16 protein-coding genes, 1 tRNA gene and 1 pseudogene are annotated in these 20,461 nt (G+C 73.3%); 6 read left to right on the top strand and 12 right to left on the bottom strand.

Annotated elements, in window-relative coordinates; translation table 11 throughout:
* Positions 1-30: 30 nt before the first annotated feature.
* Together crcB and FH715_RS24475 are read right to left on the bottom strand one after the other, a co-directional pair.
* A complete protein-coding gene (gene crcB, locus FH715_RS24480; protein ID WP_139648993.1) occupies positions 31-408 on the bottom strand; it encodes a fluoride efflux transporter CrcB in 378 nt (125 codons plus the stop codon).
* Entirely contained in the window at positions 405-938 is a 534-nt protein-coding gene (locus FH715_RS24475; RefSeq protein ID WP_139648991.1) for a fluoride efflux transporter FluC, read from the bottom strand. Before FH715_RS24475 ends, crcB begins: the two co-directional genes overlap by 4 nt.
* Positions 939-1,177: 239 nt before the next feature.
* Between FH715_RS24475 and FH715_RS24470 the strand changes: the two genes are divergently transcribed.
* Positions 1,178-1,249: transfer RNA gene (locus FH715_RS24470), tRNA-Gln, on the top strand.
* A gap of 31 nt (positions 1,250-1,280) precedes the next feature.
* On the opposite strand, the gene mfd is transcribed toward FH715_RS24470, so the two are convergent.
* Positions 1,281-4,823, bottom strand: a complete 3,543-nt coding sequence (gene mfd / locus FH715_RS24465; protein ID WP_139648989.1) for a transcription-repair coupling factor — start codon at positions 4,821-4,823, stop codon at positions 1,281-1,283.
* Between the two features lie 146 nt (positions 4,824-4,969).
* Positions 4,970-5,449 (bottom strand): OsmC family protein, encoded by a 480-nt coding sequence (locus tag FH715_RS24460; RefSeq protein ID WP_139648987.1) that lies wholly within the window; start codon positions 5,447-5,449, stop codon positions 4,970-4,972.
* 220 nt (positions 5,450-5,669) lie between these two features.
* On the opposite strand from FH715_RS24460, the gene FH715_RS24455 reads away from it, so the two are divergent.
* Positions 5,670-6,323: an HNH endonuclease family protein gene (locus tag FH715_RS24455; RefSeq protein ID WP_139648986.1), complete on the top strand. Its 654-nt coding sequence runs from the start codon at positions 5,670-5,672 to the stop codon at positions 6,321-6,323.
* A gap of 315 nt (positions 6,324-6,638) precedes the next feature.
* Here the strand turns inward: FH715_RS24455 and FH715_RS24450 are convergent, their stop codons facing one another.
* Positions 6,639-6,845 (bottom strand): hypothetical protein, encoded by a 207-nt coding sequence (locus tag FH715_RS24450; RefSeq protein ID WP_139648984.1) that lies wholly within the window; start codon positions 6,843-6,845, stop codon positions 6,639-6,641.
* Between the two features lie 538 nt (positions 6,846-7,383).
* On the opposite strand from FH715_RS24450, the gene FH715_RS24445 reads away from it, so the two are divergent.
* Positions 7,384-10,218, top strand: coding sequence for an AfsR/SARP family transcriptional regulator (locus tag FH715_RS24445; RefSeq protein ID WP_139648981.1), 2,835 nt, complete (start codon positions 7,384-7,386; stop codon positions 10,216-10,218).
* Between the two features lie 37 nt (positions 10,219-10,255).
* Here FH715_RS24445 and manD read toward each other — a convergent pair whose 3' ends face one another.
* The gene (manD, locus tag FH715_RS24440; protein ID WP_139648979.1) at positions 10,256-11,506 is read right to left on the bottom strand and encodes a D-mannonate dehydratase ManD; all 1,251 of its coding nucleotides are present in this window, start codon (positions 11,504-11,506) and stop codon (positions 10,256-10,258) included.
* Positions 11,507-11,561: 55 nt separating this feature from the next.
* Positions 11,562-13,556, bottom strand: a complete 1,995-nt coding sequence (locus tag FH715_RS24435) for a cellulase family glycosylhydrolase (RefSeq protein ID WP_139648977.1) — start codon at positions 13,554-13,556, stop codon at positions 11,562-11,564.
* 208 nt (positions 13,557-13,764) lie between these two features.
* Between FH715_RS24435 and FH715_RS24430 the strand changes: the two genes are divergently transcribed.
* Positions 13,765-14,856, top strand: a complete 1,092-nt coding sequence (locus FH715_RS24430; RefSeq protein WP_139648975.1) for a LacI family DNA-binding transcriptional regulator — start codon at positions 13,765-13,767, stop codon at positions 14,854-14,856.
* Between the two features lie 61 nt (positions 14,857-14,917).
* Here the strand turns inward: FH715_RS24430 and FH715_RS24425 are convergent, their stop codons facing one another.
* A complete protein-coding gene (locus FH715_RS24425; RefSeq protein ID WP_139648973.1) occupies positions 14,918-15,397 on the bottom strand; it encodes a hypothetical protein in 480 nt (159 codons plus the stop codon).
* A gap of 83 nt (positions 15,398-15,480) precedes the next feature.
* On the opposite strand from FH715_RS24425, the gene FH715_RS24420 reads away from it, so the two are divergent.
* Complete coding sequence (locus FH715_RS24420; protein ID WP_139648970.1) at positions 15,481-15,816, top strand: PadR family transcriptional regulator; 336 nt, start codon at positions 15,481-15,483, stop codon at positions 15,814-15,816.
* Positions 15,813-16,487, top strand: coding sequence for a permease prefix domain 1-containing protein (locus FH715_RS24415; RefSeq protein WP_246108950.1), 675 nt, complete (start codon positions 15,813-15,815; stop codon positions 16,485-16,487). The genes FH715_RS24420 and FH715_RS24415 overlap by 4 nt, the downstream gene beginning before the upstream one ends.
* Positions 16,488-16,895: 408 nt before the next feature.
* Here the strand turns inward: FH715_RS24415 and FH715_RS29165 are convergent, their stop codons facing one another.
* The 4 genes and pseudogenes from FH715_RS29165 to FH715_RS24400 all read right to left on the bottom strand — a co-directional run.
* Positions 16,896-17,015, bottom strand: coding sequence for a DUF6126 family protein (locus FH715_RS29165; RefSeq protein WP_246108949.1), 120 nt, complete (start codon positions 17,013-17,015; stop codon positions 16,896-16,898).
* A complete protein-coding gene (locus tag FH715_RS24410) occupies positions 16,999-17,673 on the bottom strand; it encodes a helix-turn-helix domain-containing protein (RefSeq protein WP_139648966.1) in 675 nt (224 codons plus the stop codon). Before FH715_RS24410 ends, FH715_RS29165 begins: the two co-directional genes overlap by 17 nt.
* Before the next feature lie 109 nt (positions 17,674-17,782).
* Positions 17,783-20,368, bottom strand: a complete 2,586-nt coding sequence (locus FH715_RS24405; RefSeq protein WP_139648964.1) for an ABC transporter permease — start codon at positions 20,366-20,368, stop codon at positions 17,783-17,785.
* Positions 20,365-20,461, bottom strand: a pseudogene (locus FH715_RS24400) (ABC transporter ATP-binding protein); the annotation flags it as partial. The gene FH715_RS24405 and the pseudogene FH715_RS24400, both read right to left, overlap by 4 nt.

The following is a 20,461-nucleotide window of genomic DNA, read 5'->3' as shown; positions in this document are numbered from 1 at the left end:
CGGCGGATCGCGGCCCCGGAGCCCCGGAGTTCACCCCCACCACGACACCGCCAGCGCGTGGCCCGCCCAGGCGGCGGCGACCCCGCCGCCGACCGACGCCAGCACGTTGCCGGTCGCCGCCGGCCAGCGGCCGGTCTCCGCCAGCCGCAGCGTCTCGTAGGAGAACGTCGACCAGGTGGTCAGCGCCCCGCAGAGGCCGGTGCCCAGCAGCAGCCCGAGCCGTTCCCCGGCCGCGCCGGCCCACAGGGCGCCGGTGAGCGCGCCCAGGGTCAGCGAGCCGAGCAGGTTGACGAGCAACGTGCCCCAGGGGAAAGGACCGTCGTGCCACAGCCGCAGCCCCCGGTCCACGGCGTAGCGCAGCGCGGCGCCCACCGCGCCGCCGGCGGCGACCAGGGCCCAGCCGCTCATGACCGCCGCCCCGCGCCGGGGCGCGCGCCCCCGCGGGCGAGCATCGGGCGCAGCGCCCGGCGCGTGCCCCAGGCGCCCAGGGTCACCGCGAGCATCGCGAGCATCGCGGTCGCGCCCAGCAGCGCGAAGCCGGCCGCCGCGCGCCCCTCGCGCCAGAGCGTCTCGACGTCCACGGCGTAGGTGGAGAGCGTGGTGAAGCCGCCGAGCACCCCGGTGCCGAGGAACGGGCGCAGCAGCGGGCGGGCCGTGACGGCCTCCGTCAGCACGACCAGCAGCACGCCGATCAGCAGGCATCCCAGGACGTTGACGCCGACCGTCGTCCACGGGAACGCGCCGGGGCGCGTCGGCCAGCGCAGCGCGGCGCCGTACCGGGCCAGCGCGCCCAGCGCGCCGCCGGCGGCGACGGCCGCCAGTGTGAGCGCCTCGGCGCGCGGGCGGACGGGTGCGCGTCCGGGGCCGGGCTCGGGTGGCAGGTCGGGGTCGATCGGCTCGGGTTCGACGTCCCGGTGGCCACGTCCGTCGGCCGTCATCGCTCACTCCCCACACGTCGACCGGCGCCCGGGTGCGCGGGCGTCGTGATCACGAGCAGGGACCGTTGGCGGCGGCGCCGCGGTTGGCTGGGGAGGGCCCCACCTCCCCGGGCCGGCCGTGACATACGGGCCGGCTCCTCCGCCAGGATAGGGGGTATGACGTCGCGACGCCGGGCGCGGGCTGGCATAGTGTGGGGGTCGATCGGACGGCCGGTCATCGGGCCGCCCGGTGGATGCCTTCCCCCGTGGTGTAATTGGCAGCACATACGACTTTGACTCGTAGTGTCCAGGTTCGAGTCCTGGCGGGGGAGCCCACCCCTCTCGCGGCGGGCCCCCGGCCGGTCAGCTCCCCAGGATCGTGGTGAGGAACTCCCCGGTCCACGCCAGCAGTTCCCGCCCCGTCAGCGGCTTGCCGCCCACCCGCGCCGTCGTCGGCCTCGGCACCAGCACCTGCCGGCTCGCCGCCTTCACCACCGAGCCCGGGTGCAGCCGCTTCAGCCGCAGCTCCTGGGACTCCCGCAGCTCCACGGGCGAGAACCTGATCCTGCTGCCCTGGAGCGTCACGTCGCCCACGCCGCACGACCTGGCCAGCATCCTCAACCCCGCCACCAGCAGCAGGTTCTCCACCGGCTCCGGCAGCGGGCCGTAGCGGTCGGCCAGCTCCTCGCGGACCGCGCGGATGTCCTCCTCCGTGCTGGCGGCGGCGATCGAGCGGTACGCCTGGAGCCGCAGCCGCTCGCCCGGCGCGTAGTCGTGCGGCACATGGGCGTCGACCGGCAGCTCGATCTTCACCTCAAGCAGCGTCTCCTCCGCCTCCCCGCCGGACTCCAGCGCCGCCCGGTAGTCGGCGACCGCCTCGCCCACCATCCGCACGTACAGGTCGAAGCCGACCCCGGCGATGTGGCCCGACTGCTCGCCGCCGAGCAGGTTGCCCGCGCCCCTGATCTCCAGGTCCTTCATCGCCACGTACATGCCGGCGCCCATCTCGGTGTGCTGCGCGATGGTCGCCAGCCGCTCGTGCGCCGTCTCCGTCAGCGGCTTCTCCGGCGGGTACAGGAAGTAGGCGTAGCCGCGTTCCCTGCCCCGGCCCACCCGGCCGCGCAGCTGGTGCAGCTGGGAGAGGCCGAAGGTGTCGCCGCGCTCCACGATCAGGGTGTTGGCGTTGGAGATGTCGATCCCCGACTCCACGATCGTCGTGGAGACCAGCACGTCGAACCGCTTCTCCCAGAAGTCGACGACGACCCGCTCCAGCGCCGTCTCCCCCATCTGCCCGTGGGCGGTGGCGATCCGCGCCTCCGGCACGATCTGGCGGAGCCGGGCGGCGACGCGGTCGATGGAGTCGACGCGGTTGTGGATGTAGAAGACCTGCCCCTCGCGCAGCAGCTCGCGGCGGATCGCCGCGCCGATCTGCCGCTCCTCGTAGGGGCCGACGAAGGTCAGCACGGGGTGCCGCTCCTCGGGCGGGGTGGTGATCGTCGACATCTCCCTGATGCCGGTGACCGCCATCTCCAACGTCCTGGGGATCGGTGTCGCCGACATCGTCAGCACGTCGACGTTGGCCCGCAGCTTCTTCAGCTGCTCCTTGTGCTCGACACCGAACCGCTGCTCCTCGTCCACGATCACCAGGCCGAGGTCCTTGAACTTCACCTCGGACGAGAACAGCCGGTGCGTGCCGATCACCACGTCCACCGCGCCGTCCGCCAGCCCCTCCAGGGTGGCCCGCGCGTCGGACTCGGACTGGAAGCGGCTCAACGGGCGCACCTTCACCGGGAACTGCGCGTAGCGCTCCGAGAAGGTGCCGAAGTGCTGCTGCACCAGCAGCGTCGTCGGCACCAGCACCGCGACCTGCTTGCCGTCCTGCACGGCCTTGAACGCGGCGCGCACCGCGATCTCCGTCTTGCCGTAGCCGACGTCGCCGCAGATCAGCCGGTCCATGGGGACGGAACGTTCCATGTCCTCCTTGACCTCGCCGATGGTGGTCAGCTGGTCCGGGGTCTCGGCGTAGGGGAACGCGTCCTCCAGCTCGCGCTGCCAGGGGCTGTCCCCGCCGAACGCGTGCCCGGGGGCGGCCATCCGCGCCGAGTAGAGCTTGATCAGGTCGGCGGCGATCTCCTTGACCGCCTTGCGCGCCCTCGCCTTGGTCTTGGTCCAGTCGGCGCCGCCGAGCCGGTGCAGCGTCGGGGCCTCGCCACCGACGTACTTGGTCACCTGGTCCAGCTGGTCGGTCGGGACGAAGAGCCGGTCGCCCGGCTGCCCCCGCTTCGCCGGCGCGTACTCGACCAGCAGGTACTCGCGGGTCGCGCCCTGCACCGTGCGCTGCACCATCTCGATGTAGCGGCCGACGCCGTGCTGCTCGTGGACGATGTGGTCGCCCGTCTCCAGCGTCAACGGGTCCAGCGCCTTGCGCCGGCGGGCCGGCATCCGCGCGCCCTCGCGCCCCGCGGCGCGCTGGCCCGTGAGGTCGGTCTCGGTGAGCACCACGAGCCGCACCTCGGGCGCCAGGAAGCCGTGCTCCAGCGCGCCGCACGAGACATGGACGACGGAGGGCGCGATCTCGCCGGTCAGGCTCGGGTCGAGCCGGGCCGCGACACCCTCGCCGCCCAGCACCTCGACCGTGCGGGCCGCCGGCCCCTGGGCCTCGGTGAGATAGACGACGCGCCAGCCGTCGGCCAGCCACCCCTTGGTGTCGGCGAGCGCGCGGGAGATGTCGCCCCGGTAGGTCTCGGGCGCGCGCAGCCCGAGCCGCACGGTCTCCGGGTCCAGCTCCTCGTCGGGCGAGAACGGCGAGACCGACCACCAGGGCAGCCCCAGCTCGCCGGCGTGCTCGCGCACCTCGGCCAGGCCGCGCAGGCTGGCGGCGCCCACGTCGATGGGCGCCTCGCCGCTGGCCACCATCGCGGCGGCGGCCCAGGACGCCTGGAGGAACTCCTGGCTGGTGGCCACCAGGTCGGCGGCGCGGGAACGGATGCGCTCCGGGTCGCAGAGCATCACCGTGCTCTGGGCGGGCAGCACGTCGAGCAGCAGCTCCATCCGGTCGACCAGCACCGGCGCCAGCGACTCCATGCCCTCGACGGCGACGCCCTCGGCGATCCTGCCCAGCAGCTCGTCCAGCTCCGGGTGGGCCTCGGCCAGCTCGGCGGCGCGCTCCCGCACCGAGGCGGTCAGCAGCAGCTCGCGGCAGGGCGGCGCCCACAGTCCGTGCTCGGCGACCTCAAGGGAACGCTGGTCGGCCACCTTGAAGTAGCGGACCTCCTCCACGTCGTCGCCCCAGAACTCCACCCGCAGCGGGTGCTCCTCGGTGGGCGGGAAGACGTCGAGGATGCCGCCGCGCACCGCGAACTCGCCGCGCTTCTCGACCAGCTCGACCCGCGTGTAGGCGGCGGCGGCCAGCGCCTCGGTCACCTCGGAGAGGTCGGCGCTCTGGCCGTTGCGCAGGGCCACGGGCTCCAGGTCGCCCAGCCCCGCGACCTGCGGCTGGAGCACGGAGCGCACCGGGGCGACGACGACGGAGACCGGGCCGGCGCCCGGGTCGTCGGCCCTGGGGTGCGCCAGCCGGCGCAGCACGGCGAGCCGGCGGCCGACGGTGTCGGCGCGCGGGGAGAGCCGCTCGTGCGGCAGCGTCTCCCAGGAGGGGAACTCGACGACGCTGTCCGGCGGCAGCAGCGAGCGCAGCGCCGCCGCCAGGTCCTCGGCCTCCCGGCCGGTGGCGGTGACCGCCAGCACGGTCCGCCCGCCGGCACCGGCGAGCGCGGCGACGGCGAGCGGGCGGGCGGCGGGCGGACCCACCAGGTCGAGGTGTCCGGCGCCCTTGCCCTTGGCGGCGGCGACCGCCTCGCCCAGGGCGGGCTCCTGGATGACGGCGTCGAGCAGGCCGTGCAGGCTCATGAGGGTTTCCATCCCGGTTGACCGGCCCCGCCACGGCGGCCCGATCGGGGAAGCCGATCAGGGAAGCCGCGCACGCGGGGCAACGCGAAGCACCCGGCACGCGCCGCGGGCCGGGGGTCTTCCAGGGTACGCGTGCGGCCCGGTGATCAACTTCCGGCGACGGTGACCGTCGGCAGGTGGCGCACCGGGAAGGAGACCGAACGGGCGATGAAGCAGTCCCGGTGCGCGTCCTCGTGGAGCGCGCTGGCCAGATCGATCATGGAGGCGTCGGCCACCTCGACGACCGGGTTCAGCGTCACCTCGACGAACTCCCCCACCCCGCCGGACTCCCGCATCAGCCCCTCGGCCGCGTCCCGGTAGGCGACCACCCTGACCCGGCGCAGCGAGCACCGGGCGAGATAGGTCAGCATGTGGCACTGGGCGAGCGAGGCGACCAGCAGCTCCTCCGGGTTCCAACGGGCCGGGTCGCCGACGAAGGCGGGGTCGGCGCTGGCCTCGATCACCGGCTTGTCGGCGACGACCACCCGGTGGTCGCGCGCGAACCCCCGGTAGCCGGCGGTCCCCTCACCGGTGTTGCCCGTCCAGGCGACCCCGACCGAGTAGCGGTGATCCCGCGGCTGACGCATCTGACCTCCAGGGTGCGATAACGGTGTCTCGGTTCAGTCTCCCTCTCCCGAGGCGCGGGAGAAGCGTCACAGGCTCACCACATCCCACACCTGACGTGTCCATGCCCCCGACTTGTAACCTGGGCCACGTCGAGCGGAAACGTTACGGCGGCACGATGAACCGCTGTTGCCGTGCGCGGTTCCGCCGCGCCGAAGTCACCCCCACGAAGAGGGAGTTCGCGTGTCCCGCACCCCGCGCGTCTACGCGCGTCGCAAGCTGTCCCTGCTGGCGGCGCTCACCGGACTGATATCCCTGGCGGCCCTGTTCCACGGACCCAGCGCACAGGCCGCCCTCCCCGAACCCATCGCCGCCTCCACGGCGCGCACCTATCTCTCCCAACTCACGGTCGAGACCGAGGACCGCACCGGCTACGACCGCGACCTCTTCCCGCACTGGAGCAACCAGGGCGACAACTGCAACACCCGCGAGGTCATCCTCCAGCGCGACGGCGAGAACGTGGAGACCGACAACAGCTGCGCCGCCGTCAGCGGCAGTTGGTACTCCCCCTACGACGGCGCCACCTGGTCCGCCGCCTCCGACGTCGACATCGACCACCTGGTCCCCCTCGCCGAGGCATGGGACTCCGGCGCCGGCGACTGGACCACCGCGCAGCGCGAGGCGTTCGCCAACGACCTGACCCGGCCGCAGCTGTTGGCCGTCACGGACAACGTCAACCAGTCCAAGGGCGACAAGGACCCGGCGGAGTGGCTGCCGCCGAGCAGCTCCTACCACTGCGTGTACGCGCGGGCTTGGGTGCAGGTCAAGAAGCACTATGACCTGTCGGTCGACTCGGCGGAGAAGAGTGCGCTGAGCGGGGTTCTGAACGGCTGCTGAGTGGTTGCTGGGGGGTTGCTGGGGTTGGGTTCTCTCTGTGGCGTCGGTGTGTGGTGGGGGGGCGGGCGGGTGGGTTGTCGTCTGACCGCCGGTGGGCGGTTGCTCGCGCAGTTCCCCGCGCCCCTTCCCACGCCGCTGGGCGGCTCGGGGACGCGGGGGACTGCGCGGTGCATACGCGGCGGGCCGCAGGCGACCAACGCGCCGGACCGGACAGGTGAGTTGTCGACCGCACGCCGGCGGGCAGTCGCTCGCGCAGTTCCCCGCGCCCCTTCCCACGCCGGCGGGCGGCGTGGCCCACCGCTCCGGGGACGGGGGTCAGCCGACGAGCGGCCGGACGCAGCGGGGCGCGGCCGTGCAGTAGAAGCCGTATCCCGCGCAGTGCCAGCAGCCGTGGGGAGCGGCGACGCCCTGGGCCTGCCCGGTGTCGGAGAGGTAGAGCGTCTCGCGGATCTCGACCCGCTGGCCGCTGCACGCCTGGCACTGCCGGTGTGGCCCCGAACAGTCGTCCTCTTCTCCGCTCACGCCGAAACTCCCCGCCTCGCACCAGGGTTGCGCGTCCCGTCACAACCACGACACTCAACGTTACCTTCCCTGTCGGCGCCGTCCCGCCGACCGCCTCGGAACCAGCCACCCGCGCACCACGCGCACCACCGGCACCAGCGGCCCCGCAGGGGCGAACGCGGCCTCTACTCCAGGCGGGCGGACGGAATCGGCCAGAATCCGGCGGGTCCCGTCGGCCAGCGGTCTGGCAGCCTGCCCCGCGCGTGGCCGCGCGGGGCGGTAAGCGCTTCGTAAGCGAACGGTAGGAGGCGACCGGGAGAGTACGAAACGCGCCGCACCGGAGGGGGATGCGGCGGGTTCTACGGAGGTCCGGATGGGCGACGCGGTGAACTTCGCCATCTGGGACACGGGGGCGAACGGGCGGAAGCCGGTGGTCTGCTGATCCCCCGTCGCCGCCGCGCGGAGGGGGGGTCGCGCGGCGGCGACGGGCCTGGTCAGGCGGGGCGCGTCTCGGAGGGGGGCACGCGCCCCGCCCTGCCGCGCTGTATCGTCGGGCGCGGTGTCGAACGACGAGCTGGGTTTCGTGTTGTTGGGCCCCGTGGGGGCGTGGTCAGGAGAGCGGTCCGTCGAGTTGCCGGGGCCGGGGGCGCGGTGCGTGCTCGGTGTGCTGCTTCTGGAGCCGGGGCAGACGGTCTCCGTCGAGCGACTGATCGAGGCGTGCTGGGGGCAGGAGCCTCCCTCGTCGGCGCGTGGCGCGCTCCAGGTGCGCGTCTCCCATCTGCGTCGCCACCTGCCCGGCCTGATCGAGACGGGTTCCGGCGGGTACCGCGTGGTCGTGGGGCGCGACCAGGTGGACGTGCACCGGTTTCGTGGCCTTGTCGCCGCCGCCTCCACCACCGCGGACCCCGCCGAGGCGCTGCGCCGCTGGCGTGCCGCCCTGGACTGCTGGAGCGGCGAGCCGATGGCCGGCGTCCACTCCCGCTGGGTGGACGAGATGGTCCGCCGCCCGCTGTGGGAGGAACGGTGGTCGGTGGTCGAGCGACTGGCGGGCGCCCTCGTGGAGTTGGGGCGGCACCGGGAGGCGGTCGCCGAACTCCGCGGGCTGCTGCGCCACGAGCCGTTCCGGGAGGGCGCGCATGTCCTGCTGATGAGGGCCCTGTGGGCGGAGGGCCGACGCGCGGAGGCGCTCGACGCGTTCCGGGCGGCGCGTGAGGTGATGGTGGCGGAGCTGGGGATCGAGCCCGGCCCCGAACTGACGGAACTGCACGGCCGCATCCTCCGCGAGGACGCGGAGCCTCCCCCGAACGGCGGCGAGGGGCAGAGAGCCCCGGGACCGCCGCCGGTGACGCCCCCGGCGCCGCGTCAACTCCCCGCGCAGTCGGGGCTGTTCGTGGGTCACGCGGAGCTGCTCGCCGCGCTCGACCAGGCGGAGGCCGACCGGCTGCGCCAGCCCGAGGCGGCGAGCGGGCCGGTGCTGCTCACCGGCATGGGAGGTGTCGGCAAGACCCGGCTGGCGCTGCACTGGGCGCGGCTTCGGGCCGACTCCTTCCCCGAGGGACAGCTCTTCGTCAACCTCCGGGGCTACGGGGCCGGACGGCCGGTGTCGCCGACGGCCGCGCTGGAGGGGTTCCTCCGGGCGCTGGGGGTGGACCGTTCGGAGGGCTCCCGTGGCCTGGACGAGCTGGCGGCCCTGTTCCGTTCGACGGTGGCCGGGCGGAGGGTGCTCGTGGTGCTGGACAACGCGCACGACGCCGAGCAGGTGCGCCCGCTGCTGCCGGGCGCCGGCTGCACGACCCTGATCACCAGCCGCCACCGGCTTCCCGGGCTGATCGGCCGGGACGCGGGGCGCCGCATCACGGTGCCGGGGCTGGCCACCGGGGAGGGGCGGCTGCTGCTCGCCGACATGCTCGGGGAGGAGCGGGTCGCGCGCGAGCCGGAGGCCGCCGCGGCGCTCACGGAGCTGTGCGCGGGGCTTCCGCTCGCGCTGCGCGTCGTGGCGGACCGGCTCAGCTCGGTGCCGGGCGCGGGACTCGGCGAGGTGGTCGGGGAACTGCGCGACGGCAGGGACCGGTTGGCGGCGTTCAGCGCCGACGACGACCTGGGGTCCGACCTGCGCACCATCTTCCGGGCCTCCTACCGTGAGCTTCCCGAGGACCTGGCCCGCGTGTTCCGGCTGCTGGCGCTGCTTCCACCGGAGCGGGTCTCGGTCGCCGCGGTCGCCGCGCTCACCGGCTGGGAGGAGGCGGTGGCCCGGCGGGCGATGGACAGGCTGCACGCACACCATCTGGTCGAGCAGCCGGCCTGGGCCCGGTACGAACTGCACGACCTGCTCCGCGTGTTCGCGCACGAGGAGGCCGTGCGGCAGGAGAGCGAGGAACAGCGCTCCCAGGCGATCACCCGGGTCGTCGACTGGTACACGACCAGCGCGCACCACGCGATGGGACGCGTGCGTCCACGCGACCGGGCGGTCGAGCCGCCGCGCCTGACCAAGGCGCCGGTCGCGGAGTTCGCGGACCGGGGTGCCGCGTTGGCCTGGTGCGACGAGGAACGCGCGACGCTGCTGGCCCTCCCCGAGCTGGCGCTCGCCCACGGTCTGCACCGCCACGCGTGGTACCTCCCCTGGACGCTGTTCAGCTACTTCTCCACGCGGCGGCTGTTCGACGCGTGGGTCTCGGCCGGCGAGACCGCGCTCGCGGCGGCGACCGCGCTGCGGGACCCGGCGGCCGAGGGGCGTGCGCTCAACCTCCTCGGCCCCGCCTACGTGGAGGTCGGCCGCACGAAGGAGGCCGAGGCGGTGTTCCGAAGGGCCGTCGCGGTGTTCCGCGCGGCGCGGGACGAGTACAGCGAGGCCGCCGTGGCGAACAACCTGGGCACGTTGCACATCGACCTCGGCGCGTTCGGCGAGGCGCTGAACGACTTCACCAGGGCGCGGGAGCTGTACGGCAGGGCGGGGAGCACGTTCAAGGAGGCCGTCGCCCTGGCCGGTATCGGCTGGGCGCAGGTGGGGCTGGAACGGTGGGCGGAGGCGATCCGACATCTCGAAGCGGCGGTCGAGGCCATGCCCCTGGCGTCTCAGGCGCAGGCCAGGGCGGAGGCGTTCGACCAGCTCGGTGTCGCGCACGCCGGCGACGGCGCGCCGGAACGCGCCGTCGACGCCTGGCGGCAGGCGGCCGACCTCTACGCCTCGTGCGAGGACTGGCACTACGAGTCCGAGGTCAGAAGCCGGCTCGGCGCCGCGCTCCTGGAGCTGGGTGACGTCGAGGCGGCGCGGCGCTCCCTCCGGCGCGCGCGGGACCTCGCCGAGCGACTGGGCGGGAGCGGCGCCGCGTTGGGGGACCTGGAGACGCGGCTGAGCCGGCTTCCGGGCCACGAGTCGCGCGAGGCGGCGGACTGAGGTCGCCGGCCGGGCGCGTGCCCGGCCGGCACCGGGGTCACCAGTCGTGGACCGTGCCGTCCAGCAGGCGGTTCACCGGCAGATACGCCGGCTCGTAGGGGAAGCGGGCGGCGGCCTCGTCGTCGAGTTCGACGCCGAGCCCCGGGTTCTCGCCGGGGTGCAGCAGCCCGTCGTCGAAGGTGTAGGAGGTGCGGAAGACCTCCAGCGTGCGCGGGTCGTGCCGCATGTACTCCTGGATGCCGAAGTTGTGGATGGCCAGGTCCAGATGGAGCGCGGCGGCCATCCCGACCGGCGATATGTCGGTCGGCCCGTGGATGCCGGACTTGGCCCCGTACAGCGCCGCCAGGTCCAGCAGCTTCTTCATGGCCGTGACGCCGCCGGTGTGGGTGACGGCCGAACGCACGTAGTCGATCAGCCGCTCGCCGAGCAGCGTCGTGTAGTCGTGCGCGGTGTTGAAGACCTCGCCGATGGCCAGCGGGGTGGTGGTGTGCTGCCGGATCAGCCGCAGCGCCGCCTGGTCCTCGCCGGGGGTGGCGTCCTCCAGCCAGAAGAGGTCGTAGGGCTCCAGCGCCTTGCCCAGCTTCGCCGCCTGGATCGGGGTCATCCGGTGGTGGCCGTCGTGGAGCAGCGGCAGTTCGGGGCCGAACTCGTGGCGCACCGCCTCGAAGACGTTCGGCAGATGGCGCAGGTAGGCGCGGGTGTCCCAGCTCTCCTCGACGGGCAGCGCGGTCCGCCGGGCCGGCTCGTAGTCGTAGCGTTCGCCGTCGCCCGCCGCCGAGGCGGCCACGCCGTAGACCGAGTCGAGCCCGGGGATGCCGGTCTGCACCCGGATCGCCCGGTAGCCGGCGGCCAGGTGGGCGCGGATCGAGTCGAGCAGCTCGGGGATGTCGCGGCCCGAGGCGTGCCCGTAGGCGAGCGCCCCGGTGCGGGAGGCGCCGCCGAGCAGCTGGTACAGCGGCATCCCGGCGACCTTGGCCTTGATGTCCCACAGCGCGGTGTCGACGGCGGCGATCGCGGCCATGGTCACCGGGCCGCGCCGCCAGTAGGCGCCGCGGTAGAGGTACTGCCAGGTGTCCTCGATCCGCGACGCGTCCCGGCCGATCAGCAGCGGGACGAGATGGTCGCGCAGATAGCTGTCGACGGCCAGCTCGCGGCCGTTCAGCGTGGCGTCACCGAGGCCGGTGACGCCGTCGGCCGTGGTGATCCGCAGGGTGACGAAGTTCCGTCCCGGGCTGGTGACGACGGTCTCGGCGGAGATGATCCGGTGGGGTGTCTCGTTGGGTGACATGGTGGGTGTCCTCCCCTTTCTCGTGCGGCCTGTGCGGCGTGTGCGGCGTCCTGTCTCAGACCTGGGCGGCGGGGGCGTCGACGAGTTCGGCCACCAGCACGCCGAAGGGCGGCAGTTCGACGGTGTCCAGCTTCTCGCCGTCCAGGGTGGCGAGCCGTCCCGCGGCCAGCGTCGGGGCCACCGCCAGCGGCTCCTCGTGCTGGCTGACGAACCAGACGAACGCCCGCCCGTCCTCGTGCGTCATCACGCCGACCAGCACCCGGGGGTCGTCGACCGCGACCTCCGGCGTGACGCCGGCCTCGGCGGCCAGCGCGGCGTACAGCCGCCAGGTCGGCTCCGGGTTGACGCGCGGGGTGACGGCCGCCATGTGCTCCAACGGGTAGGTGGAGAGCACCAGTTGACCCTCGCCGACCCGCCGGGTCAGCAGCGCGGGGCGGCCGTGCGCGTCGGTGGCCAGCACCTCGGCGCCGGCCGGCTCGACCGGCAGGTAGGAACGGGAGTGCTCGGTGCCGGCGACGGCGAAGACCAGGCTCTCGCCGGCGGCTATGGTGCCGAAGTCCCGCACGAAGGTGAGGGTCAGCTCCTCGTCCTCGATGGGCTCGGTCAGCCCGTACCGCAGCTTCTTCACCACGCCGAACGTCTCGTCGAGCTTCGGCCACCACGGGCCGCGCTGCACGACGTGCTCGCCGGTGAAGAACGAGGCGTAGACCGTCGCCCCCGCCTCGGCCCGCGCCACCAGCTGCCGCCAGCCGCCGGCCGTCAACTGCTTGGCGGAGGGCAGCAGATAGAGCGCGCAGTCGTCCGGCAGCCCGTCGGCCTCCCGTGCCACGCCCACCGGCAGGTCGGCCTCGCGGGCCGCGACATACGCCTGCCGGGTGTGGTTGAGCACGCTGCTGGCGTCCTCGGGCTGGGTGAACGGGTAGCGCGCCTCAAGGAACGAGGAGACCACCAGCGCCACCCCGGTGTCCGGGCGGCTCAGCCGGGGGAAGTCGACGCGCGCCAGCAGCTCGGTGAACCGCTTGACCTCGCGCAGCTGCTCCTTGGGCCGGCCGGTGTCGTCGGTGATGCCGAAGTGCATCTCGAACGGGTGGTGGCTGTAGGGCTCCTGGTCCCACAGCGCGTCGTAGTCGGTGTTGTTCCACGGCATCCAGCCGGTGGCGCCGGCGAGCAGCGTGTTGTGCAGGATCTGCCGGTAGTAGTGGGCGGCGTTCTCCTCGGAGACATAGTCGGACGTGACGCCGAACTCCTCCATGACCACCGGCTTTCCACCGATGTCGAGCAGCTCGCAGACGAAGGCGGCGCCCAGGTGCAGCCTGACCGGGTCGCTCTCCATCCGGTAGACGTGCGGGCCGTGGAAGTCGATCAACGGCTCCAGGTCCCGCACCCGGAACCCGTTGTCCGCGCCGGTCATCTCCACGCCCCACGCGCCGTCGCCGATCGAGACCGGCTGCCGGGCCCCGGTGGAACGGACCGCGTTCACCAGCGTCTTCGCCCAGGCGGTCACGGTGGTCGCGTCCAGCGTCCCGATGCCTCGGGAGCGCCAGTCGCCGTAGATCGGGATCTCGTTGGTCAGCAGCCAGCCGGCGACCGCCGGGTGGTCCTTCCAGCGCTCGGCCAACTCGCGGACATACCACTCCTGTTGGGCGACGAACGACGGGTCGCCGAAGATGTCGCGTCCGCCCCGCCAGACCGGGTCCCAGTTCTGCCCCGACATGTGGCCGACGAGGAACGTCGGGATGGTGTGCATCCCCTGGGCGGTGTGGCGGTCCAGGAAGTCGTCGTAGTGGGCGAGCATCGCGGGGTCGAGGGTGTTCTCGGCCGGCATGAAGTCCGGCCAGAAGAAGAACGAGCGGGTGAGCGTGATGCCGTGCTCCCGCATCACGCGCAGCTCCTCGTCGATCACCTCGGGACGGTAGTCCCGCCACATCAGCGGCCCCCCGGTGCGGGACCAGTAGTTGACACCGATCCAGACGGTCGCGCCGTCCGGGCCGGTGGTGGGGACCGACCCGGTCCCGGGGGCGGTGTGGAGCTTCGCCGCGTTACGCCTCATGCCTGTGAGTCCCTCGTGGTCGGCAGCCTGACCCCCTCGGTATATCGTTTTACCCGGCGGCTGTCGAGAGATTGAGCCCATCGGGACAACGGGCTACGATGCCGGTCCAACTCCCCGCTCGACAACGTTTTCTCGCGGCGCGTCACCGATCCCCCGTCCACCCGCTCCGGGCGTGCGACGCGCGAGAACCGCACAGGACGGACGACGCGTGGCCACTCAGCAGAGCACCTCCCCCCGCACCCGACGCGGAAGCCGGACCGACAAGCCGACGATCGCCGACGTGGCGGCGCTGGCCGGGGTCTCGGTCTCCGCCGTCTCCAAGGTGGTCAACAACCGCCCCGGGATCTCCCCGCCCACCCGCCAGCGGGTCTGGGACGCGGCGGAGAAGCTGCGCTGGTCGCCCTCGGCGACGGCGGTGGCGCTGCGCGGCGCGCGCACCCGCGCGATCGGGATGGTCGCCGGCCGCTCGGCCGACGTGCTCGCCGCCGACCCGCACTTCTCCGTGCTGATCTCCGGGATAGAGGCCGAACTCGCCCCCGCCGACTACGGGTTGCTGCTGCACATCGTCGGCGAGGAGCCGGGCGCCGAGGAGCGCGCCTACCGGCGGCTGGCCGAGGAACGGCGGGTGGACGGCGTGATCCTCACCGAGAGCCGCATCGGCGACAGCCGGTTCGAGCTGCTGCGCCAACTGCGGCTGCCCGCCGTGCTGGTGGGCACGCCCTGGCGGGAGGACCCGATCGTCTCGGTCCGCGCCGGCGGCGAGCAGGACGCGGGCATCAGGGAGGCCGTCCACCACCTCGCCGAGCTGGGCCACCGGCACATCGCCTATGTCTCCGGCCCCGAGGACCGGGTGCACACGGTCTTCCGCCGCCGCGTCTTCGAGGCCGCCCTGGGCGAACGGGGGCTGCGGCCGACGCGGATCGTGATCTCCGAGTTCACGGCGGACGCGGCCGTGAAGGCGGTGCGCCGACTGCTCGCCGAGCCGGACCGGCGGCCGACGGCCGTGCTCTTCGCCAACGACACGATGGCGGTGGCCGGCATGAGCGCCGCCCGGCGGCTGGGCTTCGACGTGCCGCGCGACCTGTCGGTGATCGGCTACGACGACCTGCCGGTCGGCGAGTTGGTCTACCCCCGGCTGACCACCATCGGCCAGGACCTCGTCCAGCTCGGCCGGGCGGCGGCGACCGCGATGTTCGGGCTGCTGGACTCCGGCCGCAGCGAGCCGGTGGAACCCACCGCGGTCCGACCCCCCGGCCTTCTCGTCCGGGAGTCCACCGGCCCGGCGGCGCGCGGAGCCTGAGCCGCGGGGCGACTCGGGCGCGCGGGCCCTCCGGCCCGCCGGCGCGGGCCGGGGCGGGGGCTCAGGCGCTGGTCGTCGAGCCGGGGCGCACGATCATCAACACGACGACGACCGCCCACAGCAGGTTGAACACCCCGGTAGTCATGGCCAGTCGGGCCGCGAGCGCGCGGGCGCGGGGCTCGGCGGGCCCGTCGCCCTCGGGGAGCAGATCCTCCTGGCGCGGCAGGATCACCAGCACCAGGAGCGCGGCGGCGAGCGCCGTCAGCACCATCGACGCCACCAGCCACGCGTCGGTGAGGATGCCCAACTGGGCGCCGGTGGCCAGCCCGAAGACGGGCACGGCGATTCCCACGGCGGCATAGCCGCGGCATATCCGGTGCAGCACCCCCGCGACGGCGAGGGAACGGGCGGACGGCGCTCCGCCCCCGTCCGGCGCGGCGGCCTGGCGGGCGTAGCGGGGGAAGAGCGAGGCGGCGACGGTGATCGGGCCGACCGTCAGGATCGCCGCCAGAACGTGCAGGGACAGCAGCAGCTTGGCCACCGGGGACTCCAGTGCGGTCTCGGTTATACGTTGGCAGCCAATATGTAGCACGCCAATCGGATGCTTAGGTAGGCTGCCTACCCATGAAGGCAGACGCGGTACGCGGACATCTCGACGGGCTGCTGCTCGCCGTCCTGGAAGAGGGCCCGCTGCACGGCTACGCGATCATCACCGCCGTGCAGCGGCGCAGCGGCGGCGCGTTGGACCTGCGCACCGGCACGATCTATCCGGCGCTCAACCGGCTGGAGCGGCAGGGGCTGCTCGCCAGCGACTGGGAGTCGACGGGTGAACGGCGCCGCCGCAGCTACCGGTTGACCGACTCCGGGCGCGCGGGCCTGGCGGAGCGGCGCGCGGACTGGCGCGCGTTCACCTCCGCGATCGGCGCGGTCCTCGACCCGGCGCCCGGGAGCGCGACATGAGCGGGGACGACGGTGCCGGCGACGCCGTCGTCGCCTACCGCGACCGGTTCGCCCGGCTGCTGCGGGGGCCGGCGCGGGCCAGGGCGCGGCTGGTCGAGGAGGTCGCCGACGGCTTCGCCGACACGGTGCGCGCATGGCGCGCCGCCGGCTTCGACGAGGCGGGCGCCGCGCGGCGGGCCGAGGCGGAGTTCGGCACGCCCGAGGAGGTCGCGGCCTCCTGCCAGCGGGAGTTGACCCTCGCGCAGGTGCGGCACACCGCGGGTGTGGTGGCGTCGACCGCGCCGTTGCCGCTGGCCTGCTGGTATCTCCTGGGGCAGGCCGAGACCGCGCGGGACGGCTGGCTGCCGCAGTCGGCCCAGGCGCTGGCCGCCGGGCTGGCCGGGGTGGCGGGCGTCGCCGCGCTGGGCGCGCTGCTGGCGCTGGCCGTGACGGGGCGGGCCAGCCGCTGGCTCTCCGTCCCGCGCCGACTGCCCGACGCGGTGGGCTGGTTGGGCACAGCGGCGAGCGGCGCGATGGCCGGCTCGGCGCTCGCGTTGACGGTGGCGGCGGCGCTGGCCACGCACTGGCCGCTGGTCGCGCTGGCCGGGGTGGCCTCGGCGGCCTGCCACGCCGGGGTGGCCCCCTCGGCCCGCGCCTGCCGCCGCCAGCCGCGCGTCGCGGACCCCGCCTGACAACCCGCCTTGCCGGCGCGCACCGGGGTCGACTGACCCCCGCCACGAATGCACCGCGCCCCCAAACAGGCCGCCACCTACCGCGCGTAAACCCGCACCTGACCGACCACGCCCACCCACCCCAGGGGCGCGGGGAACTGCGCGAGCAACCACACACCGGGCCGCAGACGACAACCCACCCAGACCGGCAAGGTCAGTAGTCGACCAACCCCCGCCACGAATGCACCGCGCCGTTCCCCGCGCCCCCAAACAGGCCGCCACCTACCGCACGTGAACCCGCACCTGACCGACCACGCCCACCCACCCCAGGGGCGCGGGGAACTGCGCGAGCAACCACACACCGGGCCGCAGACGACAACCCACCCAGACCGGCCAGGCCGGTAGTCGCCAGCACCCCCGCCGGAGGCGCTACTTGCCGACGGAGAAGAGGAAGATCAGGAAGGCCGCGAAGAGGTGACCCACCAGGCCGTAGAGCAGCACCCTGATCCAGAGCCCCCTCGGGATCGTCTCCCTACGCATCTTCGACATGGCGACGTTCCTTCCCTGAGTCGCTGATACCGCCGGTACCGCCGGTACCGCCGGTACCGCCTGGGCGCGCCTCCGCGCCCAGGCAGATCATGGTGTCCGCACTCCGCAACAACGTGTGGACGAACAGCAGCTCCGCGCCGCCCGGCGACACGGCGCTGATCCGGTGCGGGGTCAACGAGTCGAAGTGCGCGCTGTCCCCCTCCGCGAGCCGGTGCTCGGACTCGCCGAGGAAGAGCCGCAGCCGGCCGGTCAGCACGTGCAGCCACTCCTCCCCCGGGTGGACCCGCACCAGTTCGCCCTGGCCCGTGCCGGGCGGAACGTGCACCCGCAGCGCCTGCATGGCCCGCCCGGAGCCGCCGACCGAGCGGTAACGCCAGCCGCCGGCCTCCCTGGCCGGCGCCTCGTCGGCCCTGACCACCACGTCCGTGGGGGCGGGGGTCTCGCCGAGCAGACCGGAGACCGTCGTGCCGTAGACACGGGCGAGGCTGAGCAGCGCGGGCAGCGACGGCTGGCGTTGGCCGGTCTCCAGCCGGGAGAGATGCGCGGTCGACAGTTCGGCGCGGCGCGCCGCCCCCTCCAGGGTCAGCCCGGAGAGCCGGCGCAGCTCACGCAGCCGCGCTCCGACGCCGGGGTGCTCGATGGAAGTCGTGGGTGCCACGGTCCGATTGAGCCACGAGCGTTGCCCCCTAGGCAAGCTCGTTGCCCGTGAGACAAGACACGAAGCGCGGCCCCGCCTGGAGCGCGTGGGCGAGCGGACTCGCCCGGACTCAGTCCGTCGCGATCGCGTTCAGCACGTTCATCCGGCCGGCGCGGAAGGCGGGCATCAGCGCCGCCAGCAGCCCGACCACGGCGGAGCCGAGGAAGACCGCGATGATGGTGCCCCAGGGGATCTCCAGGATCGGCATCCCCTCCAGGGCCAGCAGCTGCTGGCCCGCGGTGCCCCACGCCATGCCGAGGCCGAGGCCGAGTAGCGCACCGAAGAGGGCGATCACCACCGACTCCAGCCGGATCATGCGGCGCAGCTGCACCCGGGAGAGGCCGATGGCGCGCATCAGACCGATCTCCCTGGTCCGCTCGACGACCGACAGGGCCAGCGTGTTGATCACGCCGAGCACCGCGACGATGATCGCCAGCGCCAGCAGGCCGTAGACCATGTTCAGCATCTGGCTGACCTGGCCCTCGATCATCTCCTTGAACTCGGCCTGGTCGCGGACCTCCATCTGCGGGTACGGCTGGACGGCCGCCTCCAGGGCGTCGCGGGCGGCCTCCTCCTGGCCGTCGGCCGCGCCGATGTAGAGGGCGCTGGGAAGCAGCTGCTCCCCAGCGTTGTCCAGGAACGCCTGCTCGTTGAAGAGCCAGGTGCCGGTGAACATCCCGCTGCCGTCGGCCACGATGGCCTGGACGGTGAGGGAGACCTCGCCGCCGACCTGGAAGGCGACCGTGACCTCGTCACCGATGGCGAGCCCGTGGTCCTCGGCGTCGCTCTCGCTGACGGAGATCCCGCCGGGGGCGTAGGCCGACGCCATGTCGCCCTCGACGACCTCCATCTCGATGTCCTGGGCGAAGCTCTCGGGCACCGCCCCGGCGATCACCTCGAACTCGTCGCCGGAGGCCGTGGTCACGTCGGACTCGACGAGCCGGTACTCGCTGACGTGGTCCAGCTCGGAGATCTGGTCCGGGGAGACCGCCTCGACCACGTTGGGAACGATCTCCCCCATCGTCTGCGTGCTGACCACGTAGTCGGCGCCGAGCGAGGAGTCGATCTGGTCGGTCGCGGACGCCACCATCGAGGAGCCGACCACGGAGAGGCCGGCCACCAGCGAGAGGCCGATCATCAGCGCGGTCGCGGTGGCGCCGGTGCGGCGGGGGTTGCGCAGCGCGTTGCGCTCGGCGAGCCGGCCGATCGGGCCGAAGGGCCGCAGCAGCACGACGCTCAGGCCCTTGACCACCAGGCTCACCAGCGCGGGGCCGACGACGATCAGGCCGATCAGGCTGAGCAGGATGCCGAGCGCCAGATAGCCGGCGCCCTCGGAGGCCTTGTCGACCGAGCCCGTCAGGGCCAGGAAGCCGAGACCGGCGACGGTCATCACCGCGCCCAGGGCGGCCCGGATGCGGCCGGCGCGGGCGTCGCCCGGCATCCCGGCGTCCCGCAGGGCGGCCATCGGGCTGATCTTGCCGGCCCGACGCGCGGGTATGTAGGCCGCGATCAGGGTGACCAGCACGCCCAGCACGATGCCGATGATCGGCACCGACGGCTCGATCAGCAGGTCGTCGGTGCTCAGCTCCATGCCGACGGCGCTCATCACGGCCATCAGGCCGACGGCGAGACCTATGCCGAGGCCGAAGCCGATCACCGAGGCGATCACACCGAGCAGCAGCGCCTCGATGAGGACCGAGCGGTTGATCTGGCGGCGGCTGGACCCGATGGCGCGCATCAGGCCGATCTCGCGGGTGCGCTGGGCGACCAGCATGGAGAAGGTGTTGACGATCAGGAAGATCCCGACCAGCAGCGCGATACCGGCGAAGCCCAGCAGCACGTACTCGAAGATCGACAGCGCCTGCCCGACGGCGTCGCTGTTCTCCTCGATGTACTCGTCGGCGGTCTGGAGCTTGTAGGTGTCGGAGCCGACCGTGGCCGCGATGGTCTCCTTCAACTCGTCGTCGGAGACGCTGCCGTCGGAGTCCACGAAGACGTTGGTGACCTCGTCGGCCCCGCCGAGCAGGTACTCGCTGGCGCTGGCGCCGTCCACGTAGACCAGCGCGGCGCCCGGGTTGGTGGTCTCGAACCCGGCTATGCCGCTGATCGTCAGCTCGTAGTCGCCGAACGCGGTGAGCAGCCGCAGCGGGTCACCCACCGCCAGGTCCGACTTGTCGGCCGTGTCGGCGTCGACCATCACCTGGTCGGGGCCCTCCGGCGGGGCGCCCTCGGTGACGGTCATCGAGCGCTCGTCGATCGGCGACCAGTGGGTCGCGATGGTCGGGGCGCCCGTGGTGGGGCTGACGCTCTCGTTCTCCGAGTCGATGGCCATCGCCGAGGTCGAGGTGATGACCCCGGTGGCCACGTCGACGCCCGGCAGCCCGGCCAGCTCGTCCGCCAGCGCGCCGGGCAGGGTGTCCGGCTTGCCGCTGGAGCCGCCCGGGCTGAACTCGTCCGCCGAGTCCGCGTCGGCGGAGCTGATCACCACGTTGGACGCGCTGACGTCGAAGAGCTTGTTGAACGTGTTGTTCATCGTGGCCGTGAAGACCAGCGTTCCGCAGACGAAGGCGACCGAGAGGACGACCGCCATCCCGGAGAGCAGCATCCGCCACTTGTGGGCGAAGAAGCTGCGCAGTGAGGTCTTGAGGACGGTCATGAGGTGCGGCCCTGTCCGTCGAAGCCGCGCATCCGGTCCAGGACGCGGTCGGCGGTGGGGTCGCGCATCTCGTCGACGATCTGGCCGTCGGCG

This window comes from Streptomyces sedi (genome assembly GCF_006335015.1).
Lineage (GTDB): Bacteria > Actinomycetota > Actinomycetes > Streptomycetales > Streptomycetaceae > Streptomyces > Streptomyces sedi.
The sequence above is the reverse complement of the archived record's forward strand: the minus strand, read 5'-3'. Positions and strand labels throughout refer to the sequence as shown.